Raw genomic sequence first — 23,708 nt, 5'->3', positions numbered from 1 at the left:
AATATGGTGTGTTAACGCGCCATTCCATCAAGGCAAGACGGGGTCTCTCCGAATAGCCGCTAACAAAGAAGAGGTTTAGCCATGGCTGACGTAATCGAACGCGTTAAGAAAATCGTGGTCGAGCGCCTGGAAGTAGACGCCGACAAAGTAGTAGAAGCAGCAACATTCCAAGAAGATCTTGGCGCTGACAGTCTTGACCTAGTCGAGCTTGTAATGGCGTTTGAAGAAGAGTTCGCAATTGAAATTCCAGATGAAGTTCAAGAGCAAATCAACTCTGTTGGTGACGCTGTTAAATTCATCAAAGAGCGCGTTTAAGCTTTAGATATTTGATGCGCCGCGTAGTCATTACAGGTATCGGGCTAACGACGCCTCTAGCTCATGGGCGAGAGGCGACTTGGTCACGACTTATCGAGGGGAAATCTGGCGTTGGCCGGATTGACACTTTCGAGACTGACGATCTGGCTTGCCAGATTGCTGGTCAAGTTCCTTGGAAATCTGGTCGCGGTGGTGGATCTGAAAATGATCCAGCTTCTTTCGATCCTGATTTGGTTATGTCAGCCAAGGAAAGACGGCGCATCGACGAATTTATTCTATATGGGATGGCAGCTGCTGATGAAGCAGTTGCCGACTCAGGATGGGTTCCTCAAACCGATGATGAAAAATACCGTACAGGTGTTTTAATCGGTTCCGGTATTGGTGGTCTTTCTTCCATCGCTGACACATCCATTGTGTTGCATGAAAAAGGCCCACGTAAGATCAGCCCATTCTTTATTCCGGGTGCATTGATCAATCTGGTATCGGGTCAAGTTTCTATTAAATACAGCTTTAAAGGTCCAAACCACGCTGTTGTGACCGCATGTGCGACTGGTGCGCATGCGATTGGTGACAGTGCACGCCTCATTCAATCTGGTGATGCAGATGTAATGATCGCGGGTGGAACTGAAGCGGCTGTTTGTCGAATTGGTATTGCTGGCTTTGTTGCCTGTCGTGCAATGTCTACAAGCTATAATGATGCGCCAGAAACGGCGTCCCGTCCGTATGATGAAGGCAGAGATGGCTTCGTTATGGGAGAGGGAGCAGGTATCGTTGTTCTTGAAGAATACGAACACGCCAAAGCACGTGGTGCTAAAATATATGCAGAAGTTGCAGGATATGGCCTGTCAGGCGATGCTTATCACATCACATCACCAGATACATCTGGTAATGGCGGTGAGCGTGCGATGCGTTCAGCGTTAGAAAAATCAGGTCTAACAGCCGCTGATATTGACTATGTGAATGCACATGGAACATCAACACCAGCGGGTGACGAGACTGAAGTGCGCGCTGTTGAGCGGGTACTTGGTGATCATGCCAAGAACGTAAATCTGTCTTCAACTAAATCTGCTATTGGTCACCTTTTAGGGGCTGCGGGTGCTGTTGAAACTGCATTTTGTGCTCTTGCTATTCGTGACAATGTCGTGCCTCCTACACTTAATCTTGAGAATCCGTCCTTTGAGGCTGAAGTCAATCTGACTCCTAAAGTGGCCGTAAAACGGGAAGTTAAGAGTGCTATTTCCAACTCATTTGGATTTGGTGGTACGAACGCAGCATTGGTCCTTAAGCAAGTAGATTAGCATATGAACGAAACGAGTTTTGACACGCCGCCAAAGAAAAAGGGCGGAGCCTTGAAAATTCTCGTTTCGCTATTGCTAGCTTTGATAATACTCGCCGCAGCTATGGCTGGAGGCGGGTATTTTTATGCCAAGCAACAATTAATCGCAGAGGGGCCTGTCACTCAAACGGGTGATGATCGAATAGTTGCAATTCCCAGCGGGGCAAGTGTCGCACGAATGAGTGATGTGTTGCTTGAGGCAGGTGCCATTAAAGACAAACGGTATTTTCGCCTAGCTGCCAAATTTCTAAAAGCTGAAACAAGCATGAAAGCTGGAGAATTTGCTATTCCCTCCGGCGCGAGCTTAAAAGAAATTGTTGAAATACTGGAAGAAGGTAAATCTCTTTTATATCCGGTTACGATTCCAGAGGGCCTGACAAGTGCTATGATTTTGCAGCGTTTGGCCAATGAAGAAATACTGACGGGAGAAGTACCTGCCGATATTGCCGAAGGGGTCATGCTTCCAGATACATATATGGTTGTACGCGGCGAAAGCCGAGCCAATGTCATTAAGCGCATGATTGCAGCACAAAATATTTTAATTGAACAATTGTGGGCTGAGCGCCAAGGCGGGATTCCAATTGAAACGAAACGTGATGCAATCATTTTAGCTTCCATCGTTGAGAAGGAAACCGGGCTTGCCGAAGAGCGCCCTGAAGTCGCTGCTGTTTTCACCAATCGCTTAAAACGTTCCATGCGATTGGAAACAGATCCAACGATTATATATGGTGTCTGCATGCTACATCCAGACCGCTGTAATAATGGTCGTTTGATTGATAAAAATGGTAATCAGCGCGGTATCCGCCGTAGCGAATTGAATATGGAAACGGGTTATAACACTTATCGCATTCCTGCTTTGCCGCCTGGTCCGATATGCAATCCGGGTAAAGAAGCAATCGCTGCTGTGTTAAACCCTCCGCAATCTAAATACATATTCTTTGTGGCGGATGGTTCTGGTGGGCATGCCTTTGCTGTGACGCACGCTCAGCATTTGCAAAATGTTGCAAATTGGCGGCGTATCGAACGAGAAAAAAAGCAATAGCTTGATAATATATTGGTGGAGATAAACGGTATGACTCTAATGGGTATGACCGGTTTTGGACGTGCTGACGGCAGTGCGGATTGGGGCCATTGGGTTTGGGAAATCCGTAGTGTAAATGGTAAAGGTCTAGATATCCGCCTGAATACGCCATCGGGTCTGGATGCACTAGATTTTGAAACCAAAAAGCGCGTTAAAGCGCGTTTCACTCGCGGTAATTTGCAGATTCAGTTGCAGGTAGAGCATGAGCGAGTTGAAAGTGGTCCGCGTGTGGATACGGCCCTGTTAGCGCGCCTATCGCGCCAAAGCCGAATTCAAGCCCAGTTAAATGAGACACTTCCTGACAATTTATCACAGCTCTTAAATATTAAAGGTGTCATCGCCCTTGGGTCTAGTCGTTCATCCAATACATTCGATGATGATATGCAGGCGCAATTGCTAGACAGTCTTGATGAGGCGCTTAGCTCTTTTGAAGAGGCGCGCGCTTCTGAAGGTGCTGCATTATTAGAAATTTTGACTGGTATTCTTGATGAGTTGGAACTCAATTCAAAAAAAGCTGCACAAATTGCACAAGAACAACCCGCACTTGTGAGAGAGCGTTTCATTGCTCGATTGCAAGCACTGCAGGGTGAGGAAAATGAAATTACTGAAGAGCGCATTGCGCAGGAAGCTGCTGTTTTTGCTGCCAAAGCTGATGTGAAAGAAGAACTCGACCGCCTTGATGCACACATTGTAGCTGGACGTGAATTGCTTTCCGGCAATGGCGCGCGTGGTCGTAAACTAGACTTTTTGTGCCAAGAGCTTAACCGCGAAGTAAACACTTTATGTTCTAAATCCGCGTCACTAGACCTGACAAATGTAGGTTTAGCCCTTAAGACTGGAATCGATCAATTTAAAGAGCAGATCCAAAATGTCGAATAAGCCAATTCAACCTCAACGTCCTGAACGTCGCGGTGTCATGTTCGTCGTTTCTAGTCCATCTGGGGCTGGTAAAACGACACTGACTCGCCGCATGTTAAGCGAAATGGCAGGCGTTGAATTGTCTGTATCAGCGACAACACGCAAACGCCGCCCAGATGAAACAGAAGGCAAACACTATTACTTCAAAACACGCGAAGAATTTGAAGAGCTAATCAAAAATGATGAGCTGCTAGAATGGGCAGAAGTGTTTGGAAACTATTACGGAACACCGCGCGGTGAGGTTGAACGCCTTCAGCGTAAGGGAACCGACGTTCTGTTTGACGTGGATTGGCAAGGTGCGCGCGTTCTTAAACAGGTCATGCCGGGGGATGTTGTTTCTGTGTTCATCCTGCCGCCTAGTATTGCGGAATTGAAATCTCGCCTCGAAGGACGCCCTGGTGCAACTCCTGCAAATGTGAAGGAGCGTTTATCAGGTGCCGGACCAGATATTAAACGCTGGGGAGAGTATGATTTCGTCCTCATCAATGATGATGTTGAAACAGCCTATGACGAATTATGCGCTATCCTCATCACTGAACGTCTAGATCGCCGCAAACCAAGCCAAGGTGCCCGCGTCGATAAGCTATTATTTGATGCCGAACATTTGGAATTATTGTTTTAAAATATTTCCGAACACAGAATTTACTTAACGCGAAAAGCTTCAGTTAGGGCTCTAAATTCAAATTGTTCCAATGTTTCAGCACGACGCGTTGGGTCTATGTCGCAGCTTTCTAGCCATTCGCTAGCATCCATATTCTTGGTTTTGGCAAGAGATTTAAGGCTAGCGCGCAGCATTTTACGGCGTTGGCCAAAGGCAGCACCAGTCACTTGCTCTAGCGTGCTTAAATGCGTGTATTTCTTATCTTCGGGCAGGGGCATTAGCACCGCGACAGAAGAATCCACTTTCGGCGGCGGCTTAAATGCGCCCGGCGGCAGGGTGAATGCGATATGTGTGTTGGCAACAGCTTGGGATAAAACAGCGAGGCGTCCATAATGTTTCTCACCCGGTTGCGCACAAACACGTGCCGCCACTTCATGCTGAAACATCAACCCCATTTCGCCGCGCCATGAACCAGATTTGATCCAATTGATAAGCATTGGCGTACCAACATTATAAGGAAGGTTCGCAATAATCTTTACAGGCTTATCCTCCCCCTCTACGAGCTTGGGATAATCCAGCGATAGACCGTCCCCTTCTATGACGCTGAGGCGGCCTTCCTTATACTCTTTCCAGCTGCGCAGGTTTTCTGCAAAACGCGCATCCATCTCCACAGCAATGACCTTTTTCGCGCCATTGCGCAGCAGTGCAGCTGTCAGGCCACCCGGTCCGGGGCCAACCTCAATCACAGTGCGTCCTTCCACTGGGCCAGCTGAAAGGGCAGTCCGGTTTAGAATATCCGGATCGAATAAAAAGTGTTGGCCAAGAGATTTATTGGCACGCGCATTTAGGATGTGTGGATCTGACATATCTTGTCTTTAGGCGTTTGCCCGCGCCTTTGCCATATCTGATGCAAGATTTATTGCGGCTATCAGGCTATCAGGTCGTGCAGATCCATCAGCTGCGACGCCATATCCTGTTCCGTGATCAGGCGATGTACGGATAAAGGGCAGGCCGAGTGTCACATTCACGCCGCCCCACATATCCAAAGATTTAAGCGGCGCTAATCCTTGATCATGATACATGGCAATCACAGCATCAAATTGTCCTTCAAGCATGGCGTGAAAAACAGTGTCCCCCGGCTGCGCATCCGATATTTGTAATCCGCGTTGCCTCAATGCGGCAGCAGCCGGATTGATTTGCTCAATTTCTTCCATACCAAGACTACCTTCTTCGCCGGCATGTGGGTTGAGACCCGCAAGGGCGATAGTAGGAGACGAGAAGCCAAAATTACGAACAAGCCCCGCATGAACGATATTAGAGACTTCCTCAATCAGGGATTGGGTGAGTAAATCTGGAACTTTGCGCAGTGGCTCATGTATTGTTGCAAGCGCGACGCGAAGGCCGCCGCCGACCAACATCATAATAGGAAGAGGCGCTTTAGACATGTGCGTATGTTGACGAGCAAGTTCAGCCAGAAACTCTGTGTGACCGGGAAATTTAAAGCCCTTCTTGTATAAAAGAGCTTTGTTTATAGGGTTGGTCACAACGCCAGCAGCTTTGTTCTCAAAGGTGAATTCGACGGCTTTTTCTATAGAAGCTATAATAGCGGCCGCAGATTCAGGATTGGGCTGGCCTGTCTTGGTGTCAGGACATTCAATTTCAAGAACAGGCAAAGATGTGTGAAAAGCTTTTTCTGCATCAGCCGGTGTCTGTATGATTTGAATATTGCCGTCTACTCCAGATAATTCTTGAGAATTTTTTAGAATGTCAGATGAAGCAATAACAAAAAAAGGCCGTTGCGTGGTCGATCTTTGGTGCCACGCGCGCCATGTAAGAATGGGCCCCACACCTGCCGGGTCGCCCATAGTCACAGCAAGAGGCAGGTTGTCGCTCACTTTTTATCCTTGGTCGTGATAATGTTATCGGCGAATAATGGTCGCGTCGCGTCTTAGATCTCTCAGGTAACGACTAGCCATCATATCTACCATTTCGCCGTGAAGTTTATCTTCAATGTCGGCACGTGTCGGCATGTTGCCGCGTGACATCTCATGAGAGCAAACATAAACAATCGCTGCTTTGTTATCTGCAACCATTATTGGCGCACTATGGGAATTGTCGGATTGGGCATTGAAAAGGTCTTGATATTGCTGACTTAACTCTGTGAGTTGGGTCACGCCAAAATCAACAAACGCTACGCCTTCTTGGGAAGCGCTTTCATTGTCTAAAGCTGCGCAGTTTTCAATTTGTGCGGCTGCGTTATCCACTTTTGAAACTGCATCGGCTCCTGTCGCGTATATTTGTTTGAGTTTGAAGCCAACTAGAGCTTCTTCAACAGGGGCTTGCTTATTCATCAAAGATACTAGGTAAACGCCATTATCTGTCACGATAGGGTCCGTTAGACCCGGTTTCGATAAGGCGCGAACTTGATCAGCATATTCTTTTTTTAGCTGGCTTTCACCTAACCAACCAATTTCACCACCAGCGCTTGCTGTTGGGGCAGCTGAAAATTGACGCGCGACTGCTTCGAAAGGAGCGGCTTGGTTCTCTATTTGGCGTTTTAATTCTTCAGCGCCTTGATACACAACAGAAATTTCTTCTTGTGTAATGCCCGGAAGGAAAATTTCAGCAATACGGTATTGAGGTTCTTCCATGCTTTTGTTCAAGCGTTCCAAATTGTCATCTATTTGAAGACTGGAAATACGAACGCGAGATCCAAATCTTCCCCCAACGAGGCGGCGCCATGCAATGTCCGCTCTGATCTGATCTCTTAGAGTGCGCGGGCTTAAACCAACTTGAGCAAGACCTTGCAAAAAGTCCTCTGGAGTCGCGTTTGAACGTGCAGCTATATTCGCAATTGAATCGTCTATTTCTGCTTCTTCAACAACTAATTCGTATGTTTCAGCTTCTTGAAGCTGAAGCTTTTCGTCAATTAGCCCTTCAATAGCACGTGTTTGAGCTTGTCGGATTGTCTCGGCATTGGGTTGAACACCAAGGCTGACCAGAATAAATTGAGCGCGTTGCCGAACATCAGAATAGGAAATTGGTTGATCATTGACGATCGCAACAGTGCCTTCAACAGCTTCAATTTGAGGGACGTTACTGGCGTCTGCAGACTGTGCGTGCACAGGAATTGGAGCATAAGCGAGAAAACTTGCAATAACGGGTGCAATGTATTTCAGCTTGGATTTAGTAAGTCTCATATATTTATCCACTTAGTGCTCATCTTGTATTTTCACAGATCGCCGAACATAGCGTTTCTGAACAAAGTCGCAATTAGAAAGCGCTGTTCTTATGCATTCTAACTAAAAAAAAGGAAACTCTATGGCAATATTCTGTGATTTCTCACTCCGGGTACAATAAGAGTTTTTGAGTTTAGTCAAATTGGTTTGATCCCGCATTGCCAAGGGATTGTAGTGCAAAGCTGAAATTGATGGATTCAGATGGCCCAATTGTTCGATCAAGTGTCTGTGTTCTTTCATAAGTTAGCTGAAACAAAGAGCAATCATCTTTAAAATATACACCGTAAGACTGACGTATGTTCAATTCGTCCGCTATGTTTCTGTCTATACCTGCGATCAATCCCCAATTATCGTTTATTTTTAGTGTTCCAAGCGATGCAAAACCTTCTTCACCACCGACTGCTAGGGTTTCATCTAGGCGGAAATACTGGAAGGTGTTTTTGATACGCCAATAATCAACAGTGGCGCGTGCATCGATACGTTTAAGGTCGAAGTTTTCTTTATCAATTCTAAGGCGGGTACTCAAATTAAACGCAGTTCCCAAATTCAGAGCAGCCGATGCCACATAATCGGATTCTTTTTCGGACAGATTGGTCAACTCGTTAAAACTTGAGTCTTCCTCATCGCTCCAGCGTTGGCCAAACACACCGTTAATTGAGTTGTTTTTACCCCAACGCGCGGCTGCGTTGAAACCAAGGGAATATCTGCCGCCGCCTTCCCATAGGTCGTAATTGGAAGCGCCATTGGGTTTAAACAGAGTGGATTCATCAGCTTCGAAACTTAAACTGTCCTCATTGGGAATTTCATCCCCATTAGCACCGCTCGTTCCCCATGCTGCCATAGCAGTAGGTTCAATAATAATATCGAACAAGCCAGCTCTGCGAGTTAGAGGAAAACTAATTTGTGCCCCAGCTAATCCTAGTCCACGGCTATAGGTGCTTTCTTCATACACATCATAAGTATCTGATATATCGTAGAAATCACCACGAATTTCAGCAAATGGTTCAAGAACTAACCCGGGTCCAAACACACTCCTTGTGCGCCAGTTTGTATCCGCTGTGACGCGTGTTGAAGATACACCAAGGTCACGTTTGACAACTGCCGTTGATGCGGCAACTGAAATATTACCTAGATCAATGTTTTTCCATTCACCTAAACCAAAATTTTTCTCGGCGAAAATAGTTGGCATAACAATTGGAGTTGTTGCTGGATCAACACCTGTAAGCTTTTGGAAGCGAAGAATCCCCGCTTCAGTATACATTGTTTCAGTTTGGCCTTGTGTGTAGAGCTGAGTCAGAAGGCTTCTAGATTGACTGGCATAAATACCACGGGTTTGATATTGGCCGTCAATGTCATACCTAAGATCGTATAAGTCATCTGACTGGGCTTCTGTACCAAATCCCCATTTCCAGTCTTTGTTTATCTCAAACAAGCCCTGAGCAAAAAGGTGACTGTGCCATGTGTCTTCACCATATTTTTCGCCGTCACTGTCAAAATACTTATCATTTGTAAAAGCACCTTCTGCCGACACATAACCTGACCAGAACCGCTTTTTGTATTTTAATCCCAATAGAGGATTTACGTTTTGGTAGAATGTCGGCGAAACAGTAAGTTCTGAGGATGGTGAAATTGCCCAGTAATACGGTTGTTCATAAGCTAGTCCTGTTTTCTGGCTTAAGCCAAAATCAGGTGCCAAAAGACCAGAACGTTTTTCTGTACTCGGATCAGGGTGAGCAAAATACGGGATATACATAACCGGCACACCTTTGATATTCAAAAAGGCGTGCTGATAACTAATCATCTGAGTTTGTTTATTTTGAACGGCACGTTTGGCTTTGATCGACCATGTTGGCTCACTGCCAGGCTCTGCGCATACAGGGCAGGCAGTATAAGCCATTTGCTCAAGAGTGTTGCCTGTTTCTTGATTGTGGATCGCTGCTGCAGCCGTAGCCACTGCGCCGCCTTCCAGACGTGAAGAGAAGTTCAACGCATAACCGTCTTTTAGGTTTTCATTGACCTGAATTTCATCGGCAAATCGGGATTGTCCATCATCATCAATGATTTCAACATTGCCTTGCGCCCGAACGAGCCTCTCTTTGCGGTCGTATATTACGCGATCAGCCCTCAGTGACCGGCCTTCAAAACGTGCGAGTACGTTACCTTCATAGATAACTTGTTCATTGTCGCGATCCTCAATGAGGCGTTCCGCGTTGATGTAAACACGTTGCTCTTGAGAAATTGTTGGAGTTCCGGTTTGGGCAAGAGCAGCATTTGACATAGAAAAAGCTGCGCCAAATGCGGCCGCGTATCGGAAAAAATTTGAAACCACTATATTTCCTCGCCCGCAACATTTGCAGATACTAAACTCTTCAATACCTTCTGATTAGGCAAAGGGCATAACAACGTCCAGCTAAAAATGAAGCATTTTTCTGTAAGTTTACCCATCTTCTGCGAATGCTATAATACTCAGGACGCTAAACAGTGCAATCAGCGCCGGTGCCCAAGCTGCTGCCTGCGGCGGTGTTGCACCCGAACTGGCAAGCCCTTTCGAGACTTGGTTGACAAAGAAAAGTAGAAAACCAGCGCCGATTCCAGCTGCGAGCAATTGGGTCACGCCGCCGGATCGTCTGAGCCTTAAACACACCACAGCACCAATTAGTGCCATGGCACCCAAGAGGACTGGCATGGCTAAAAGCGTGTGTAGTTTCAAGATATATTTATCTGCATCCAGTCCCGCTCGGCGCGCATCTTGAATCAATTGCGGTAATTTCCAGAAGGAGATAGATTTTTCATCGGTACCACGATCTAATATCGTGCTTGGATCTAATGTGGTTGTAAGTGCCAAATAGTCCTGTTTTATCGGTTCATTGTCGCTGGAATATTCGGTAACACCTTCAAGCTGCCAAAATCCGGGTCTCAAAGTTGCTTTCTTAGCGTCTATGCGGCGTTGAAATTCAAACTCGTCGCCATCTTTTTCAAGAATGAATATCTCGACATTTTGAAGACTACTATTGTCGTTGGGCAGAACCTCACCATGAATAACTGACTGCGTGGTATCTGTGCCTTGCCTCAGCCAGACTTTCTTTTGCCTTTTGGCGGAGTCTTTGACAGCGCCGGTGTCATCAAGCAAGAGCGTTTTCTCAGTTTCATATTTGGCATTTGAGAAGGTCGCTAGCGGATCAATAATGGTCATTGCTATGCAACCAAGGAACGCTGCTAGAAAGAAGGTGGGAGCCAGAAAACGCCATGCAGACACGCCGGACGCACGAATAGCCGATAGCTCTGATGACCGGTTGAGTTTGGAATATGCGAGCATACTCCCCACCAAAATTGCAAATGGCATCGTTTCCAGAATCAGTTGAGGGGCTTTCAAGGCTGTTAGCTGGAATGCGCCTAATAGAGAAAGCTCAGTTCTCGCGCCGACAGTTCTAAGTTGCTCAACCATATCCACGAGCAAAATTGCGCCTAGAATGATGCCCAGTGTCATCAACAGCCCTGCAACACATTCCCAGAATATATAAGTTTGTATGCGACTAACTATCATTTATGCGGCCGCTCCCGAATTGTCGCAATCTGTCTGTTTTATAACTTCTTTTTTCATGGCATGTGCGGCGAGTTTAAGGCTACGGCCCCAGAAAAACATGAAGGCGAGAATGGTGAAACTCAATATTGGAATTAGGTATTGGATAAAGTTCAGCTTGGGATTGTCTTCGCCAACAGAAACAGACGCCAATGCAAGCAATTGGGCAAACAAACCAATTCCCGTGGCGACAGAAATACGCGTTTGATAGCCGCGACGGCTGAAATCACCGCCAAGCACAGCAACCACAGCCAGCATAGCCATAAACATATTCATGAGCGGCAAGGCTAAGCGAGAATGCCCTTCAGCGTAAAATTTCTCGGCATTATCTCTGTCATAGAAATTGTTGAAATCAGGGTAGAGCAATTCATGCAAAAATCTATCGGATGCTTTTAGAACATAGCTTGTGTCTGAATCCACAAAAGCGGCTAGCTCATATATATATTGATCAAATGTTCCATCCCATAATTGCCCGTTTCCATCGATTTTCTGGACTCGGGCATTGCGCATCAATATGGCCGGCACACCTTCCACTTCGGTGACGGCCCCCGTTCTGGCAATATAAGTGGTATTGGCATCTGGATCACGCGCATCACTAATCAAGAGCGTACGCAGCTCGCCGCCGCCAAGGCTTTTCCCAATATAAACAGTTAGATTGTGCGCAGGTGAGTTAAATTCCCCTGGTTTAACAAGTGTTGCCGCCAAATCAGTTCGAGCAGATGTCAGCGTTTCCCGCATTTCTCTATAGGATGCGGGTTGAACCCAGAGATTGATACAAAGATGAAGAAGGGCCGCGATAGCAGCAATACGAAGAACAGGGGATGCGATTTGCAAACGCGACATACCCGCAGCTTGCGCAACAACAATTTCACTATCTCTATGTGCGCGGTTTAGTGTTGCAATCGCTGCAACAAAAAGCGCAATTGGCAAAAGTAGACCGATGACTTGCGGCGCTGCCAACATGGAAACATAGAGGAAGGTAAAGGCGGATTGCCTGTTCTCCACAATCAGATCTATCTGGGTTAAACCTTGCGTAAGGAGCGCAATAAGCACGAGTCCCCCGACAATAGAGACCATTGTGCGCAGGACGTTTCCGAAAAGATATTGCTGAAAGCGATCCATTCACTTCCTCTGATACGTGTGTTGACTCTTAGCCTCACTGGAATATCTCACCAACTCGGCCAATCTTTTTATTCACTCTAATTGATTCCTAGACGTTTCTCATGTCTATGATTTCATCAATCAGATTAACTCTATAAGTTGTGCCTAACGCCTTGCATACAAGCTGTCGACGCTTATTTCAGATGAAATGTCGAAACAGGCAGGCTTGATAAATCGAATTAAGGAATGAGCAATAATGAAAATTACTTTTAAAAGCGAAGCGAATGCTGAAGCAATCGCGTATTTGGGTTTTGAAGGCTCAGCTATTCCTGCTTCAGCTAAAGCAGCAGATGAAGCAAGCCAAAACGCGCTTTCAAAAGCAGCAGAAGCCGCACGGTTTGAAGGTAAAGCAGGGCAAATTGTCGAAGTCCTTGCACCTGCTGGTTCTAATGCTTCACGCATTCTTATTGTCGGCCTTGGCAAAGAAGATAAAGCAGATGACCGCACATATGAAAATGCCGGTGCAAGCCTTGTTAAAAAACTTCTCGTCTCAGGTGCAAAATCTCTTGATATTGTTGGCGTTGAAGCTGGCCAAGCATCTGCACGTCTCGCATTGGGTGCTCGTTTAGCCTCTTACCGATTCGATAATTACCGCACAACTTTGAAAGATGATGCCAAACCAACACTCAGCGAAGTGGGCGTTGTTGGCGCATCTACAAAAGATGCTGAAGCTGCTTGGGTACGTCTATCCGCGACCGCTGAAGGCACTGAGCTAGCGCGTGATCTCGTGAATGAGCCACCTAACACGCTTCACCCTGAAAGTTATGCTGAGCGTATCAAAGAGCTTGAAGCTTTAGGTCTTGAAGTCGAAGTGCTTGATGAACCAGCCATGGCAAAATTAGGCATGGGTTCATTGCTCGGTGTCGGGCAGGGATCAGTCAAAGGATCTCGCCTTGTCGTCATGAAATGGAATGGCGGCAAAGATAAAGACGCAGCTCCGCTCGCGCTTGTTGGTAAAGGTGTGACATTCGACACAGGTGGTATCTCGCTTAAACCCGGCCTTAATATGCAAGACATGAAAGGCGATATGGGTGGCTCTGCAGCTGTTGTTGGTGCGATGAAATCAATCGCCACACGTAAAGCCAAAGCCAATGTCGTTGGTTTGGTTGGCCTAGTTGAAAATATGCCAGATGGAAATGCGATCCGCCCCGGCGATATTCTCACATCCGCTGCTGGTAAAACTATTGAAATCCAAAACACTGATGCCGAAGGCCGCTTGGTGTTAGTAGATGTGCTTTGGTATGCTCAAGAAAAACACAAACCACGCGCGATCATTGATTTGGCCACGCTAACCGGCGCGATCCTTGTAGCCCTTGGTGACGAGCACGCCGGTGTCTTCTCTAACAATGATGAGTTTGCTGCTCAGATTGATGCAGCTGGTAAAGCCGAAGGCGAAACAGTTTGGCGTATGCCGCTTTCATCAACTTATGACAAACAGATCGATTCTGATTTTGCTGACATGAGAAACATGGGCGGTCCATTGGCAGGCTCTGCAACAGCTGCGCAATTCCTTGGTCGCTTCATCGAAAATGATACACCTTGGGCACACCTTGATATTGCAGGTGTGGCTTGGCGCTCTGGCAAAAACCGTCCAATGGAAGCGGGTTGGGCGTCTGGCTTTGGCCCGCGTTTGCTTGACCGTATCGTCGCTGACAATTTCGAGGATTAATTCCGATTGTCAGAGGCTTCTAGCAAATCAACGGGTGCCCCTAAATCTAAAGGGGAATGGTGGTTTTATCATTTAGAGCGCACCTCCTTAGAGGAGGCGCTCGGCCCTTTGCTGGAAAAATGTTTACAAAAAGATTGGCGCGTCCTCATCGTTGGCGATGGGGACCGCTTGCCAAAACTAGATCTGGGTTTGTGGACGTGGAAAGCTGATAGCTTCCTGCCACATGCCCGTCTTGGTGGCCGCGACGAGATTGACCCTATGGCGCAGCCTATTTTGTTATCCAATACACCAGAGCCTGCCAATAAAGCTGACATCATTGTGCTGCTAGATGGTAAGCGATTGCCCAATGAACCCGATGATGCAACCCAATATATAAGATGCATGGTCGTTTTTGACGGTGATGATTTTAACGCCCGCGACACAGCACGCAGCCAATTTAAAGGCGCAAAAGATGCTGGCCAGACCGTCAGTTATTTTCAACAAAATGATCGCGGCGGTTGGGATAAGAAGGCTTGATATAAAGCGCTTACGTCAGTTTATGACAGCTATGACTTGTCCTCGCCGTCATGTGACGCTATAGGGCGCATCAACATCCCGTTATATTATCTTCCGCTGGTCTTCCAGCTGGATCAAAGGACTTGAAAATGGCTATTCAGCGCACATTCTCTATCATCAAACCAGATGCAACAAACCGCAACCTAACTGGTAAAATCAATGCCGTTTTTGAAGATGCTGGTCTTCGTGTTGTCGCTCAAAAACGCGTTCGCATGACAGCTGCTCAAGCTGAAGGTTTCTACGCTGAGCACTCTGAGCGTCCATTCTTTGGTGAGCTTGTTGAGTTCATGACATCTGCTCCTGTTGTTCTTCAAGTTCTTCAAGGTGAAGACGCAGTGCTTAAGCACCGTGAAGTTATGGGCGCAACAAACCCAGCAGAAGCTGCTGAAGGGACTGTTCGCAAACTCTTCGCACAATCAATCGGTGAAAACTCAGTACACGGTTCAGACTCTGCTGAATCAGCTGCACGTGAAATTTCCTACTTCTTCCGTCCAGAAGAAATCGTAGGTTAAAACGCGTAATTGAGTTTTAGAACTAAAAATCTGAAAAGCCCGTCTAGTTAGCGCTAGGCGGGCTTTTTTTATCGGAATTTAGTTTGGGCGTGAAGCGATGTATTTTAACCAAGCTGTTTCACTGGGAGTTCTTGCTTTTATCTTGCCGTCGGTCACATCAACAAATTGCTTGAGTATCGGGATATTCAGATGATGAATGTCTTTGTTGGCTAAGGCATTCATATAAGGGCCATAAGTATTCAGACTGTAGCGTTCCAGAGGCGTGTATTCTTCGTCTGAGCCAACATCATAGCCATCCATCATCAAGTATTTCCAGTGCGATTCTGGCAGATAACCTTTGACCTGATTTATGGCGTTGATGATGTGTTCAATGGCTTGTGGATCTTCAAGCACCCCCGTGTGGGTGTTGTTGATTGCTAATTGAGTGTCAGCTTGGGCCATAGCCCGAGGCTCCAATTGATTAACAAGTGGAACAACGCCATCGTTTCCTTTGCCGTTTTCAAAATCAGTCTTGTCCTTATATGTGTAGATCAGATTGTAATCGATTCCTTTTGGCAAAGGCTTGGCGTGGAGTTTTTCGATAAATCGGCTATCGGGGTTTAAGTTCCGCCAAGATGGTAAGGTGATTAGACCATGTTTTTCACCCTTTGCCGCGGCAGGGTGGCCGCCCAAGGGACTTGATATGGTGATGAACAATTCTACTTTATTTTCACTATCTCTGCCTTTGATCCGGTTAAGCGCTGAACGCGATACCAGCCCGCCCATACTGTGAGCCACTATTATGGTAGGGCGTAGACTAGAATTGACTGTTTTACCGGATAAAAAGATATCGTAAAAAAGCTTAGACAATTGGTTCAGGTCAGCACCGGAAGGATAATAGAAAAACCAAGGCTTATACCTATCTCGATCTAGCTGTTCGACGATTGTTACAAAATCACGCGGGCTGCCGCCTATGCCATGCACAAAGATCACCGGTATCTTATAGGTTTCCTCTTCCAGCGCATGAAACATTGTAGGCGATGTTTCTAGCAGTGCGCCGGGCTCATACATTCCTAAAGTCGCATTAGAGCGATCAAATAGGGGATCATCGAGTGATCGAATTGTACCTTTGGGAAAGAATAACGACTCTTCATTACTGGTGGCAGCGGGTACGTCGATCGAGATTTCCCAATCAACGGAATATTCCCCCGTTAGCTTTATATCTGCCTCGCTAACAACATTTTCTGACTGTTGATTTGGTGAGAGTGTCAAGTTTAGCTGGCCTATAATTTCAGATTGGTCCACTTGGCCATTCTGATCGCTGTCAGTGAAAGCAAAAATGTCGAAATTGCCATCTGGTAGATTTAGCCCATAATGGGTGGATATATTGGTGCTGAAGGTCTTGTCGACCAGCTCGTTTTCTTCAAATTTACTTGAGAATGCTGCAATCGCAATTGTCTTTCCTGCATGTTGGTTTTCCTCATCAAGAATGCGACCATAGACAAAATGGGTTTGATTACTCAGCAAGAATTTTAGATTGCGCTGAGAAGGGGCCTCTTTTTGAATGCGCTCATATGTAGCCTGTTTGGAAACATTGCTTAAATAGGTGCAGCCCGTTGCTGTTGCTATGAAAAAACTGCCAAACAAAAGCTTGAATACAAGCTGGCCCAATCTAGAATTCATACCATTCTCCAAGCCTTATATGCAGAAATTCAACTAGCATATTTGAAATTACTGGGAAAGCGGCAGTCCAATGGGTTTAAATCGGTGAAAACTCAGTACACGGTTCAGACTCTGCTGAATCAGCTGCACGTGAAATTTCTTACTTCTTCCGTCCAGAAGAAATCGTAGGCTAAAACGCGTAAACAAGTTTTAGAACCAAATAAAAAAGGGCCGGATCGTCATTGCGACGTGTCCGGCCTTTTTATATGCTAGTGATCGAGTGCCTTAAGATTATCCTGCCATGACAGCATTGACCGACTGCACGCCGACAATCACTGCGACAATCAAGATCATGCTGGCAAAACATGTGCGGGCTAATTGGGTGTGATTAGCAATTAACTTCGCCAGATAAATCCCAATAATCCCGCCAACGACGCCCCCAACAAGCAATAATGCTGTCAGGCGAAAGTCCACCATGTTTGAAATTGCATAATTTGCTGAAGTGGCCGCACCAAATATCGCAACGGATACAAGAGAGGATGCCGTGGCGTTAGCCATTGTCATGCCAGCAGCCAGCATCAATCCGGGCACGATGAGAAACCCGCCACCAATACCGAAAAACCCTGCTGCAACACCCACAATCATCCCAATGGGAGCCAACCTCATTGTCAGCGCTGGCGTAAGGTGAACTTCAGGGTCACCTATCGATTTAGGCTTTTTGAACATGGATAGGGCAATCAATGCCATCGCGCCTGAAAAACCTATCATCAGCACATCGCCTTGGGTGATTTTCGCAAGGCTTGAGCCAATAATAGACCCTAACAATCCAGACACAGCAAAAGTGATAGCACATGGCCATTTAACGCGTCCTCCACGCCAATGTCCAATCAGGCTAAACAGCGCAATCGCAGCCACACCAGCAGCAGATGTCCCAATCGCAATGTGAGGATCTTCAATCCCCACTAGATATATCAAAAGCGGGGCCGCCAATACTGAGCCACCCCCTCCAAATGTTCCAAGGAAGATGCCAACAATAATGCCGCTCAGAAGCGTCAATACGATTATGGAGGGGATAAGCTCTATCATGTGACGTTTTTTATTGAGCTGTTTTATTCCAAGGCATGATCGCAAGCAGTTTGCCCATGCCGCACCAGCCACTAATGCCAGCAAACATCAAACCTGCGCCAATAATGCCGGACAAGATATGCCATTCGGGTTGAAGGAAATGTCCCAATAAAAAACCAGCAAGAATAAGACTACCGGCCGTGATTTGAACCTGACGGTTTATTTCAAGTGGTGCTTTGCTGTTTTTAATTGTGGGCAGACCATTTGAACGCCAAGCATCCAATCCGCCTTCCAGCATCATGGCCTCACCATCGATTAGGGTTGAGAGCCGCTCACAATGCGAATCCGTGCGCATTCCTGATTTACAATGAAAGATAGCATGTTGGCCTGCATTCAAAGTGATTTGCGCAGAATCAAAAGTTGATGCGGGCAAAGATCGCGCCCCTTCAATATGTTCACGCGCATATTCATCTGCTTCGCGGATATCAATCAAAACCGCTTCACCAGCATTGATTTTTGCCGCAGTATCTTTGGGCGGTATTTTTGTAAGCGTGCTCATTTATCTATTTCCGGACAATAAATGCTGACAAGGGCTTTAATCACCTTGAAAACAGCAGGTGGGACAGCTGGCTTAGGCTGTGAGTTTATGCGTGCGTCAATCTTGTTCATGAAGTCTCATATATTAGTTATTGCTAAATTTAGCAAGTATTAATATATAAATTGGCAAGGAGATTTATTATGATTGATATTAAAGCTTATTTTGACACCGCCACGAACACGGTCACATATCTTGTCACAGACAAAGCCACAAATCATGCCGTGCTTATTGACCCTGTGATGGATTTTGATCTGCCCAGTGCATCTTTAAAATCCAATTCAATCGACCAAATTCTTGCAGACATTAAAGAACAGGCTATTGCCTTAGAATGGGTGCTAGACACGCATGCACATGCCGACCATATGTCTGCCGCAGATTATGTGCGCACGCATACAGGCGCTAAAATTGGAATTGGTGCCAATATAGTCAAAGTTCAGTCTGTTTTTAAAACGATTTTCAACGCAAAAGATGTAGAAGAAAATGGCAATGTATTTGATGCTCTGTTTGAAGATGGCGCTTCAATCTCATTTGGAAACAGCCATATAAAAGTGCTGCACACACCCGGTCATACGCCGGCATGTGTATCCTATATTATCGAGGATTCCGTTTTCGTTGGCGATACATTGTTTATGCCAGATTATGGCACAGCACGCGCAGATTTTCCGGGCGGGGATGCGCGCACCCTCTATCAATCCATACAGAAAATTCTATCCTTGCCTGATGATACACGTATCTTTGTTGGACATGATTATCTGCCAGAAGGGCGTGATACACCCCAATGGGAAACAAGTGTCGCACAGCAAAAGTCTAGCAATATCCACCTTCAAGGCGGAAATGAAAATGCTTTTGTGACCATGCGAGAAGCAAGAGATAAAACGCTACAAGTACCCAAACTCATTCTGCCGTCTTTGCAAGTCAATATTCGCGCTGGCTCGGTGCCGCCAGCAGAAGATGATGGTCAGTCCTATCTAAAAATGCCCATAAATCGGATCGCATAAAGCCATCACTTTGCATTGTACCGTGAGCCTTTGAATAAAGCCCGCTGACACAGCCTAAACCGCTCATCCCTGCGTATGCAGGGATCTCCGTCACCACTGGAAACCTCACCCTAGATTCCCGCCTTCGCGGGAAAGAGCGGGGCGAGTTATGTAAACTTTACCCCACCCAAAAACTGAGAACAAAACCATCAGGCAATAGGATAATTAGCCCTCTATTCCGGTTTAGTAAGCGATGCAGGCAATATTGTTTCCATAAAGGCATTGCTGGCGTTCCAATACTCGCCGACTGGATCCCAACCTTGGAACACGACAACGACATCATACTTTGGGAATACCATGATCCGCTGTCCCCCAAGTCCAAATCCCCCAAACCCGAGCGCGCGGCCCTTTCCGTCCTCAGGCACCCACCATTGATAGCCATAGCCAAAGGGGGAGGAATTATCTCCGGTTGAGCTAGACGCAACGTTAGAGGCCACGGAACGGCGCACCCAATCTTCCGAAATGACGCGCTTGCCATTCCATAGCCCGTCACGCAGGAACAGGTAGCCAATCCGCGCCATATCTTGGGCGGAAAGATAAAGCCCGCCTTCCGTATCGGCCTCGCCATCCGGCGATATTTTCCAGTGAAACGCTTCGATACCAATTGGACCGAAGAGTTTTTCTTTCGCCCACGCGTCGACGCGCTGACCAGTCGCGACGCGGAGGATTTTGCCCAAGAGTACGCTCGCGCCGTCATTGTATTGGAAAACTGTGCCCGGCTGCTCATACATCGCCTGATCGAGAATGAACTGTATCCACGTCTGGGAGTTTTCGAGTGCGTAAGTGCTATCGGTTTCAGACCCAAAACCACCTTCATCGTCCCATGCAATGCCGGTTCGCATAGTCAGGAGATCATCAATCGTTAAGCGCTCTTTGCGGGGATCAGATTTGTCGAATGTGTATTCGTCAAAGAAGGGCAATACCGGTGCATCGGTACCTTCGATAAACCCTTCGTCAATCGCAATACCAAAAGCCGCAGAAGTGATACTCTTGGTAACGGACTGAACGGAATGCAAATTCGTTCCCTGATAATAAGGATGCAAATTAGCATCGTCGTAATTGTAGATAGGGTTGCTAAAGTTTGGCATTAATCGGTCATCTTGATCAAGCGTCGCGGCCAGTGCGGCATAGTCCCGCTCGATCTTCTTTTCGGCGACGATGCGACCATGCCGAATGAGCAAAAAATGATCAACGCGGCCATATTTTTCCGCGACTAGATCTTCAATGAAAAGATTGACGGGATCTGGATCGAAGCCTTCTGCCTCAAGTGTCGAATATTCCCATTCTGCTTGCGGCCAAGAAATATCTGGTGCGTGTTGAGAAGCGCTGACAGGGGCGACGTCCTCGGTTTGCAAAGAGTCACAACCCGCAGTTAAAACTCCGACAACCAACAAAGACATTATTTTAGAGGCGCTTTTCGAAAGGTAGGTTGTCATCTGCATTCCCCTTTTTACCACAGTGACGAAAGCGTCGCGCGGGACTGCATTCATCTATAGGCCCATTGTCACGAAACTCAAAGTTGAGCTTTGAGCCGCTCGCCTCTGATCAATATTCGCGCGGGTTCCCCGTGCCACCAGCAGAAGATGACGGTCAGTCCTATCTGAAAATGCCCATAAATCGGATCGCATAAAGCCATCACTTTGCGCTGGCCACGAGCCTATGAATAAGAAAGCTCGCTGACACACCCAAACCGCTCATTCCTGCGTATGCAGGGATCTCCGTCACCACTGGAAGCCTCACCCTAGATTCCCGCCTTCGCGGGAAAGAGCGGGGCGAGTTATCCCAATCTTATCCCACCCCAGACAAACCTTTTCATAATAAGCGCATCCAATATCTCGGGCGGCTCGCGACCGATGGGGGATATTGGAATGATGGACTTGTTCAAACCGGTTTGCGATGACGGTCACGCAGATTAGGTGGCAGGGCTGAAGGGAGATAGGTCAATGCATGTGCCGTATTGATCAAGTCTTGGGGGCATTGCCCACCTCTTCAGTGGCCTTGCGATAGGCTAAAACCATCATGTGAGGCGCGTCTTCGGGCGGCTTAAACGCTGATCTTTGAGATCAGCACTATAATTGCTGTCTGAAAGTGCGCCTTACCGCCTTTTATCAGTGAAATATATCTCAAACTGCAGTGGCCGAAGGCTTGATGCAGATTTTTGTGCATGTCTTTTAAGCAATCACAGGTTTTTGGGAACCAAATGGAAAGACTATCAGTTGTACAATAGGTGAGAACATCCCCAATCTAAGGAAAATGCGACATCACCTGATGACATAGGAGCCCATAAATGACATTGCCCACGCTAAGCATTGCAAGCCTGTTTAAATATTCAGCTCTCATCAGCTTGGGCATATTGCTGCCATTTATGATTTTGATTTCTGTGTGCGTTGTGGCCTTCCTGCGCAAAAAAATGGCGGCGGACACACCTTTATTAATCCCTGTGCTGGTTTCGTTTTTGGCCTATGGTGCCATCATTATTTTAAGCACAGTCAATCCAACAGAAGAATTATGCTTGCTGGTGATATCTCATGTTTTTGCATGGGGATATTTAGCCAAACGCCGCGCGGCTCAACCGCAACAAAAATCGAGAAAATCAAGCTATCGCAAAATGCCGATCTATCCGTCTAAAACAGAGCCCGCTTTAAGCCCTTTTACGGCGCAGAGATAATAAAGGGCGCGTCTGGATCATCATTCATCTGCACATAAGATGTTTGATCTTCACCCAACAAAACAGCCTCAAGACAAGCAGGGTATAATTTGTGTTCAGTGATAAGAATGCGGCTTGCTAAGGTTTCGGCTGTATCATCTGGAAAAATTGGCACAGCGGCCTGACCTATAATCGGGCCTTCATCCACGCCCGCCGTCACAAAATGCACGCTACACCCGGCAAGGCGGCATTTGGCATCAATGGCGCGTTGGTGTGTGTGTAGTCCGGGAAAGCTAGGCAAAAGAGAAGGGTGAATATTGATCATTTTCCCTTCCCATTTTTCAATAAACCAAGGGGTCAACACACGCATGAAACCGGCCAGCGCGATAAATTCCACATTATGTTTTTCAAGCTCGGCCTGAATGGCGCGCTCGAAAGCTTCGCGGTCTTTACCAAAAGTTTTATGGTCAACAATCGATGTTGCAATGCCGCGCGCTTTTGCTTTTTCTATGCCACCAGCGGAGGCTTTATTAGCAAGCACTAAAACCGGCAATGCAGGATAGCCATCTTCCTCACATGCATCGAGCAAAGCTTCCATATTTGAGCCGGTGCCCGAAATGAAAATTGCAATGCGTTTGGGATCAACAGCTTCTTCTATAGCGATTTCATCCACTAAATCGGAGACATCATTCATGCGTCAGCAAGCTCACCAATAATATACGCTGTTTCACCAGCATTGTTTAAGCGATCTAGCACTGTTTGCACATTTTCTTGGGACACAGCCGCAATCATTCCCACACCCATGTTGAATGTGCGGCGCATTTCTTCGGTATCAATGGCACCAACTTCTTGCATCCATTCAAAAACGGGAAGAACTTGAATCTTGTCAAAATCAATGGCTGGCACCAGTGTTTTAGGCAGCATACGCGGTGTGTTTTCTGTGATCCCGCCGCCTGTTATGTGCGCTAGTCCTTTGATTAGTTTGTCTTTTAAAATTGGCTTTAGCGCAGACACATATAATTTCGTCGGCGTCAAAAGCGCTTCACCCAGACTTCCATCACTAAACGGCGAAGAATCAGTCAAAGACAGGCCAGAACGCTCCACCACACTGCGCACAAGCGAGTATCCATTAGAGTGGGGACCTGAAGAAGCAATCGCAATTAGCGCGTCCCCAGCTTGCATTGAATCTGTATCAGGCAATAAAGATCCACGTTCTGCAGCACCCACAACGAAGCCTGCAAGGTCGTAATGTCCATCCTGATACATGCCCGGCATTTCAGCTGTTTCACCGCCAATCAGTGCACAACCAGACTCCTTGCAACCATTGGCTATGCCAGTCACAACTTGTTCAGCAACGCCTGTTTCTAAATGTCCAGTCGCAAAATAATCTAGGAAAAACAGTGGTTCAGCACCTTGGGCAAGGACATCATTGACGCACATAGCAACAAGGTCGATCCCGATCGTGTCATGCTTATTTGTCTCAAAAGCCAGTTTCAGCTTCGTTCCGACACCATCTGTACCAGAAACCAATACAGGATCTTCAAAACCCGCAGCTTTGGGATCAAAAACACCGCCAAATCCGCCAAGGTCAGCATTTGCGCCAGCCCGACGAGTCATCGCAGCAAGAGGTTTGATTTTATCTATGAGCGCATCACCAGCATCAATATCGACGCCAGCGGCTTTATAGGTGAGCGGGGTTTTGTCATGTGTTGTCATGGGTCGCGCAATTAACATGAGCTGAAAGGCTTCGCCA

General features: G+C 46.8%; 22 protein-coding genes and 1 pseudogene. 11 read left to right on the top strand and 12 right to left on the bottom strand.

The genetic code is table 11. From position 1 onward, the window contains the following. The first annotated feature begins 81 nt into the window (after positions 1-81). From HBAL_RS09720 to gmk, 5 genes are read left to right on the top strand one after another with little or no spacing between them, the layout of a single operon-like run. Entirely contained in the window at positions 82-315 is a 234-nt protein-coding gene (locus HBAL_RS09720; protein WP_015827772.1) for an acyl carrier protein, read from the top strand. A gap of 14 nt (positions 316-329) precedes the next feature. Further along, the gene (fabF, locus tag HBAL_RS09715; protein ID WP_015827771.1) at positions 330-1,613 is read left to right on the top strand and encodes a beta-ketoacyl-ACP synthase II; all 1,284 of its coding nucleotides are present in this window, start codon (positions 330-332) and stop codon (positions 1,611-1,613) included. A 3-nt stretch (positions 1,614-1,616) separates the two neighbouring features. Then, positions 1,617-2,693, top strand: coding sequence for an endolytic transglycosylase MltG (mltG, locus tag HBAL_RS09710; RefSeq protein WP_015827770.1), 1,077 nt, complete (start codon positions 1,617-1,619; stop codon positions 2,691-2,693). 30 nt (positions 2,694-2,723) lie between these two features. After that, on the top strand, positions 2,724-3,611 hold the full coding sequence (locus HBAL_RS09705; protein ID WP_015827769.1) for a YicC/YloC family endoribonuclease: 888 nt from the start codon (positions 2,724-2,726) through the stop codon (positions 3,609-3,611). Continuing rightward, positions 3,601-4,272 carry a guanylate kinase gene (gene gmk, locus HBAL_RS09700; RefSeq protein WP_015827768.1) on the top strand — a complete coding sequence of 224 codons (672 nt, stop codon included), beginning with the start codon at positions 3,601-3,603 and terminating at the stop codon, positions 4,270-4,272. The genes HBAL_RS09705 and gmk overlap by 11 nt, the downstream gene beginning before the upstream one ends. A gap of 20 nt (positions 4,273-4,292) precedes the next feature. Here gmk and rsmA read toward each other — a convergent pair whose 3' ends face one another. The 6 genes from rsmA to HBAL_RS09670 form a co-directional block, all read right to left on the bottom strand. Next, positions 4,293-5,117, bottom strand: coding sequence for a 16S rRNA (adenine(1518)-N(6)/adenine(1519)-N(6))-dimethyltransferase RsmA (gene rsmA / locus HBAL_RS09695; RefSeq protein ID WP_015827767.1), 825 nt, complete (start codon positions 5,115-5,117; stop codon positions 4,293-4,295). Positions 5,118-5,126: 9 nt separating this feature from the next. Continuing rightward, positions 5,127-6,146, bottom strand: coding sequence for a 4-hydroxythreonine-4-phosphate dehydrogenase PdxA (gene pdxA, locus HBAL_RS09690; RefSeq protein WP_015827766.1), 1,020 nt, complete (start codon positions 6,144-6,146; stop codon positions 5,127-5,129). Between the two features lie 24 nt (positions 6,147-6,170). Beyond that, positions 6,171-7,451, bottom strand: a complete 1,281-nt coding sequence (locus HBAL_RS09685; protein ID WP_015827765.1) for a peptidylprolyl isomerase — start codon at positions 7,449-7,451, stop codon at positions 6,171-6,173. Positions 7,452-7,623: 172 nt separating this feature from the next. Further along, positions 7,624-9,768 (bottom strand): LPS-assembly protein LptD, encoded by a 2,145-nt coding sequence (locus HBAL_RS09680; RefSeq protein WP_233356661.1) that lies wholly within the window; start codon positions 9,766-9,768, stop codon positions 7,624-7,626. Positions 9,769-9,927: 159 nt separating this feature from the next. After that, positions 9,928-11,034, bottom strand: a complete 1,107-nt coding sequence (gene lptG, locus HBAL_RS09675) for an LPS export ABC transporter permease LptG (protein ID WP_015827763.1) — start codon at positions 11,032-11,034, stop codon at positions 9,928-9,930. Then, positions 11,035-12,192 carry an LptF/LptG family permease gene (locus HBAL_RS09670; protein WP_015827762.1) on the bottom strand — a complete coding sequence of 386 codons (1,158 nt, stop codon included), beginning with the start codon at positions 12,190-12,192 and terminating at the stop codon, positions 11,035-11,037. 235 nt (positions 12,193-12,427) lie between these two features. Here HBAL_RS09670 and HBAL_RS09665 point away from each other — a divergent pair, with 235 nt between their 5' ends. From HBAL_RS09665 to ndk, 3 genes are all read left to right on the top strand, one after another. Next, positions 12,428-13,900 (top strand): leucyl aminopeptidase, encoded by a 1,473-nt coding sequence (locus HBAL_RS09665; protein ID WP_015827761.1) that lies wholly within the window; start codon positions 12,428-12,430, stop codon positions 13,898-13,900. A gap of 6 nt (positions 13,901-13,906) precedes the next feature. Further along, the gene (locus HBAL_RS09660; protein WP_015827760.1) at positions 13,907-14,416 is read left to right on the top strand and encodes a DNA polymerase III subunit chi; all 510 of its coding nucleotides are present in this window, start codon (positions 13,907-13,909) and stop codon (positions 14,414-14,416) included. Positions 14,417-14,544: 128 nt separating this feature from the next. Further along, positions 14,545-14,967, top strand: coding sequence for a nucleoside-diphosphate kinase (gene ndk / locus HBAL_RS09655; RefSeq protein WP_015827759.1), 423 nt, complete (start codon positions 14,545-14,547; stop codon positions 14,965-14,967). 78 nt (positions 14,968-15,045) lie between these two features. On the opposite strand, the gene HBAL_RS09650 is transcribed toward ndk, so the two are convergent. Then, entirely contained in the window at positions 15,046-16,629 is a 1,584-nt protein-coding gene (locus HBAL_RS09650) for a PGAP1-like alpha/beta domain-containing protein (RefSeq protein WP_015827758.1), read from the bottom strand. 80 nt (positions 16,630-16,709) lie between these two features. Between HBAL_RS09650 and HBAL_RS16610 the strand changes: the two are divergent. Further along, a pseudogene (locus HBAL_RS16610) lies at positions 16,710-16,802 on the top strand (nucleoside-diphosphate kinase); the annotation flags it as partial. Between the two features lie 97 nt (positions 16,803-16,899). On the opposite strand, the gene HBAL_RS09645 reads toward HBAL_RS16610, so the two are convergent. Both HBAL_RS09645 and HBAL_RS09640 read right to left on the bottom strand, forming a co-directional pair. Then, on the bottom strand, positions 16,900-17,694 hold the full coding sequence (locus HBAL_RS09645; RefSeq protein ID WP_015827757.1) for a sulfite exporter TauE/SafE family protein: 795 nt from the start codon (positions 17,692-17,694) through the stop codon (positions 16,900-16,902). 10 nt (positions 17,695-17,704) lie between these two features. Then, positions 17,705-18,232, bottom strand: a complete 528-nt coding sequence (locus tag HBAL_RS09640) for a rhodanese family protein (RefSeq protein WP_015827756.1) — start codon at positions 18,230-18,232, stop codon at positions 17,705-17,707. A gap of 179 nt (positions 18,233-18,411) precedes the next feature. On the opposite strand from HBAL_RS09640, the gene HBAL_RS09635 reads away from it, so the two are divergent. After that, complete coding sequence (locus tag HBAL_RS09635) at positions 18,412-19,269, top strand: MBL fold metallo-hydrolase (protein WP_015827755.1); 858 nt, start codon at positions 18,412-18,414, stop codon at positions 19,267-19,269. Positions 19,270-19,481: 212 nt separating this feature from the next. On the opposite strand, the gene HBAL_RS09630 is transcribed toward HBAL_RS09635, so the two are convergent. After that, positions 19,482-20,798 carry a serine hydrolase domain-containing protein gene (locus tag HBAL_RS09630; RefSeq protein ID WP_149037401.1) on the bottom strand — a complete coding sequence of 439 codons (1,317 nt, stop codon included), beginning with the start codon at positions 20,796-20,798 and terminating at the stop codon, positions 19,482-19,484. A gap of 797 nt (positions 20,799-21,595) precedes the next feature. On the opposite strand from HBAL_RS09630, the gene HBAL_RS09625 reads away from it, so the two are divergent. Further along, on the top strand, positions 21,596-21,976 hold the full coding sequence (locus tag HBAL_RS09625; protein WP_015827753.1) for a hypothetical protein: 381 nt from the start codon (positions 21,596-21,598) through the stop codon (positions 21,974-21,976). On the opposite strand, the gene purN is transcribed toward HBAL_RS09625, so the two are convergent. Both purN and purM read right to left on the bottom strand, forming a co-directional pair. Beyond that, positions 21,960-22,649 (bottom strand): phosphoribosylglycinamide formyltransferase, encoded by a 690-nt coding sequence (purN, locus tag HBAL_RS09620; protein ID WP_015827752.1) that lies wholly within the window; start codon positions 22,647-22,649, stop codon positions 21,960-21,962. The genes HBAL_RS09625 and purN overlap by 17 nt on opposite strands. Continuing rightward, the gene (purM, locus tag HBAL_RS09615) at positions 22,646-23,671 is read right to left on the bottom strand and encodes a phosphoribosylformylglycinamidine cyclo-ligase (RefSeq protein ID WP_015827751.1); all 1,026 of its coding nucleotides are present in this window, start codon (positions 23,669-23,671) and stop codon (positions 22,646-22,648) included. Before purM ends, purN begins: the two co-directional genes overlap by 4 nt. Positions 23,672-23,708 lie beyond the last annotated feature (37 nt).

Source organism: Hirschia baltica ATCC 49814, assembly GCF_000023785.1.
Taxonomy (GTDB): Bacteria; Pseudomonadota; Alphaproteobacteria; order Caulobacterales; family Hyphomonadaceae; genus Hirschia; species Hirschia baltica.
Note: the sequence above shows the minus strand (reverse complement) of the source record. Positions and strands in the feature narration are given on the sequence as shown.

What these genes read in the sequence shown, in the direction of transcription:
- purM (WP_015827751.1), bottom strand. Translation starts at nt 23,671, where the DNA reads ATGACAACACATGACAAAACCCCGCTCACCTATAAAGCCGCTGGCGTC.
- lptG (WP_015827763.1), bottom strand. Translation starts at nt 11,034, where the DNA reads ATGATAGTTAGTCGCATACAAACTTATATATTCTGGGAATGTGTTGCA.
- mltG (WP_015827770.1), top strand. Translation starts at nt 1,617, where the DNA reads ATGAACGAAACGAGTTTTGACACGCCGCCAAAGAAAAAGGGCGGAGCC.
- HBAL_RS09640 (WP_015827756.1), bottom strand. Translation starts at nt 18,232, where the DNA reads ATGAGCACGCTTACAAAAATACCGCCCAAAGATACTGCGGCAAAAATC.
- HBAL_RS09635 (WP_015827755.1), top strand. Translation starts at nt 18,412, where the DNA reads ATGATTGATATTAAAGCTTATTTTGACACCGCCACGAACACGGTCACA.
- HBAL_RS09630 (WP_149037401.1), bottom strand. Translation starts at nt 20,798, where the DNA reads ATGAATGCAGTCCCGCGCGACGCTTTCGTCACTGTGGTAAAAAGGGGA.
- HBAL_RS09665 (WP_015827761.1), top strand. Translation starts at nt 12,428, where the DNA reads ATGAAAATTACTTTTAAAAGCGAAGCGAATGCTGAAGCAATCGCGTAT.
- HBAL_RS09680 (WP_233356661.1), bottom strand. Translation starts at nt 9,768, where the DNA reads ATGTCAAATGCTGCTCTTGCCCAAACCGGAACTCCAACAATTTCTCAA.
- gmk (WP_015827768.1), top strand. Translation starts at nt 3,601, where the DNA reads ATGTCGAATAAGCCAATTCAACCTCAACGTCCTGAACGTCGCGGTGTC.
- fabF (WP_015827771.1), top strand. Translation starts at nt 330, where the DNA reads ATGCGCCGCGTAGTCATTACAGGTATCGGGCTAACGACGCCTCTAGCT.
- HBAL_RS09685 (WP_015827765.1), bottom strand. Translation starts at nt 7,451, where the DNA reads ATGAGACTTACTAAATCCAAGCTGAAATACATTGCACCCGTTATTGCA.
- HBAL_RS09650 (WP_015827758.1), bottom strand. Translation starts at nt 16,629, where the DNA reads ATGAATTCTAGATTGGGCCAGCTTGTATTCAAGCTTTTGTTTGGCAGT.
- HBAL_RS09720 (WP_015827772.1), top strand. Translation starts at nt 82, where the DNA reads ATGGCTGACGTAATCGAACGCGTTAAGAAAATCGTGGTCGAGCGCCTG.
- ndk (WP_015827759.1), top strand. Translation starts at nt 14,545, where the DNA reads ATGGCTATTCAGCGCACATTCTCTATCATCAAACCAGATGCAACAAAC.
- HBAL_RS09705 (WP_015827769.1), top strand. Translation starts at nt 2,724, where the DNA reads ATGACTCTAATGGGTATGACCGGTTTTGGACGTGCTGACGGCAGTGCG.
- HBAL_RS09670 (WP_015827762.1), bottom strand. Translation starts at nt 12,192, where the DNA reads ATGGATCGCTTTCAGCAATATCTTTTCGGAAACGTCCTGCGCACAATG.
- rsmA (WP_015827767.1), bottom strand. Translation starts at nt 5,117, where the DNA reads ATGTCAGATCCACACATCCTAAATGCGCGTGCCAATAAATCTCTTGGC.
- purN (WP_015827752.1), bottom strand. Translation starts at nt 22,649, where the DNA reads ATGAATGATGTCTCCGATTTAGTGGATGAAATCGCTATAGAAGAAGCT.
- HBAL_RS09625 (WP_015827753.1), top strand. Translation starts at nt 21,596, where the DNA reads ATGACATTGCCCACGCTAAGCATTGCAAGCCTGTTTAAATATTCAGCT.
- HBAL_RS09645 (WP_015827757.1), bottom strand. Translation starts at nt 17,694, where the DNA reads ATGATAGAGCTTATCCCCTCCATAATCGTATTGACGCTTCTGAGCGGC.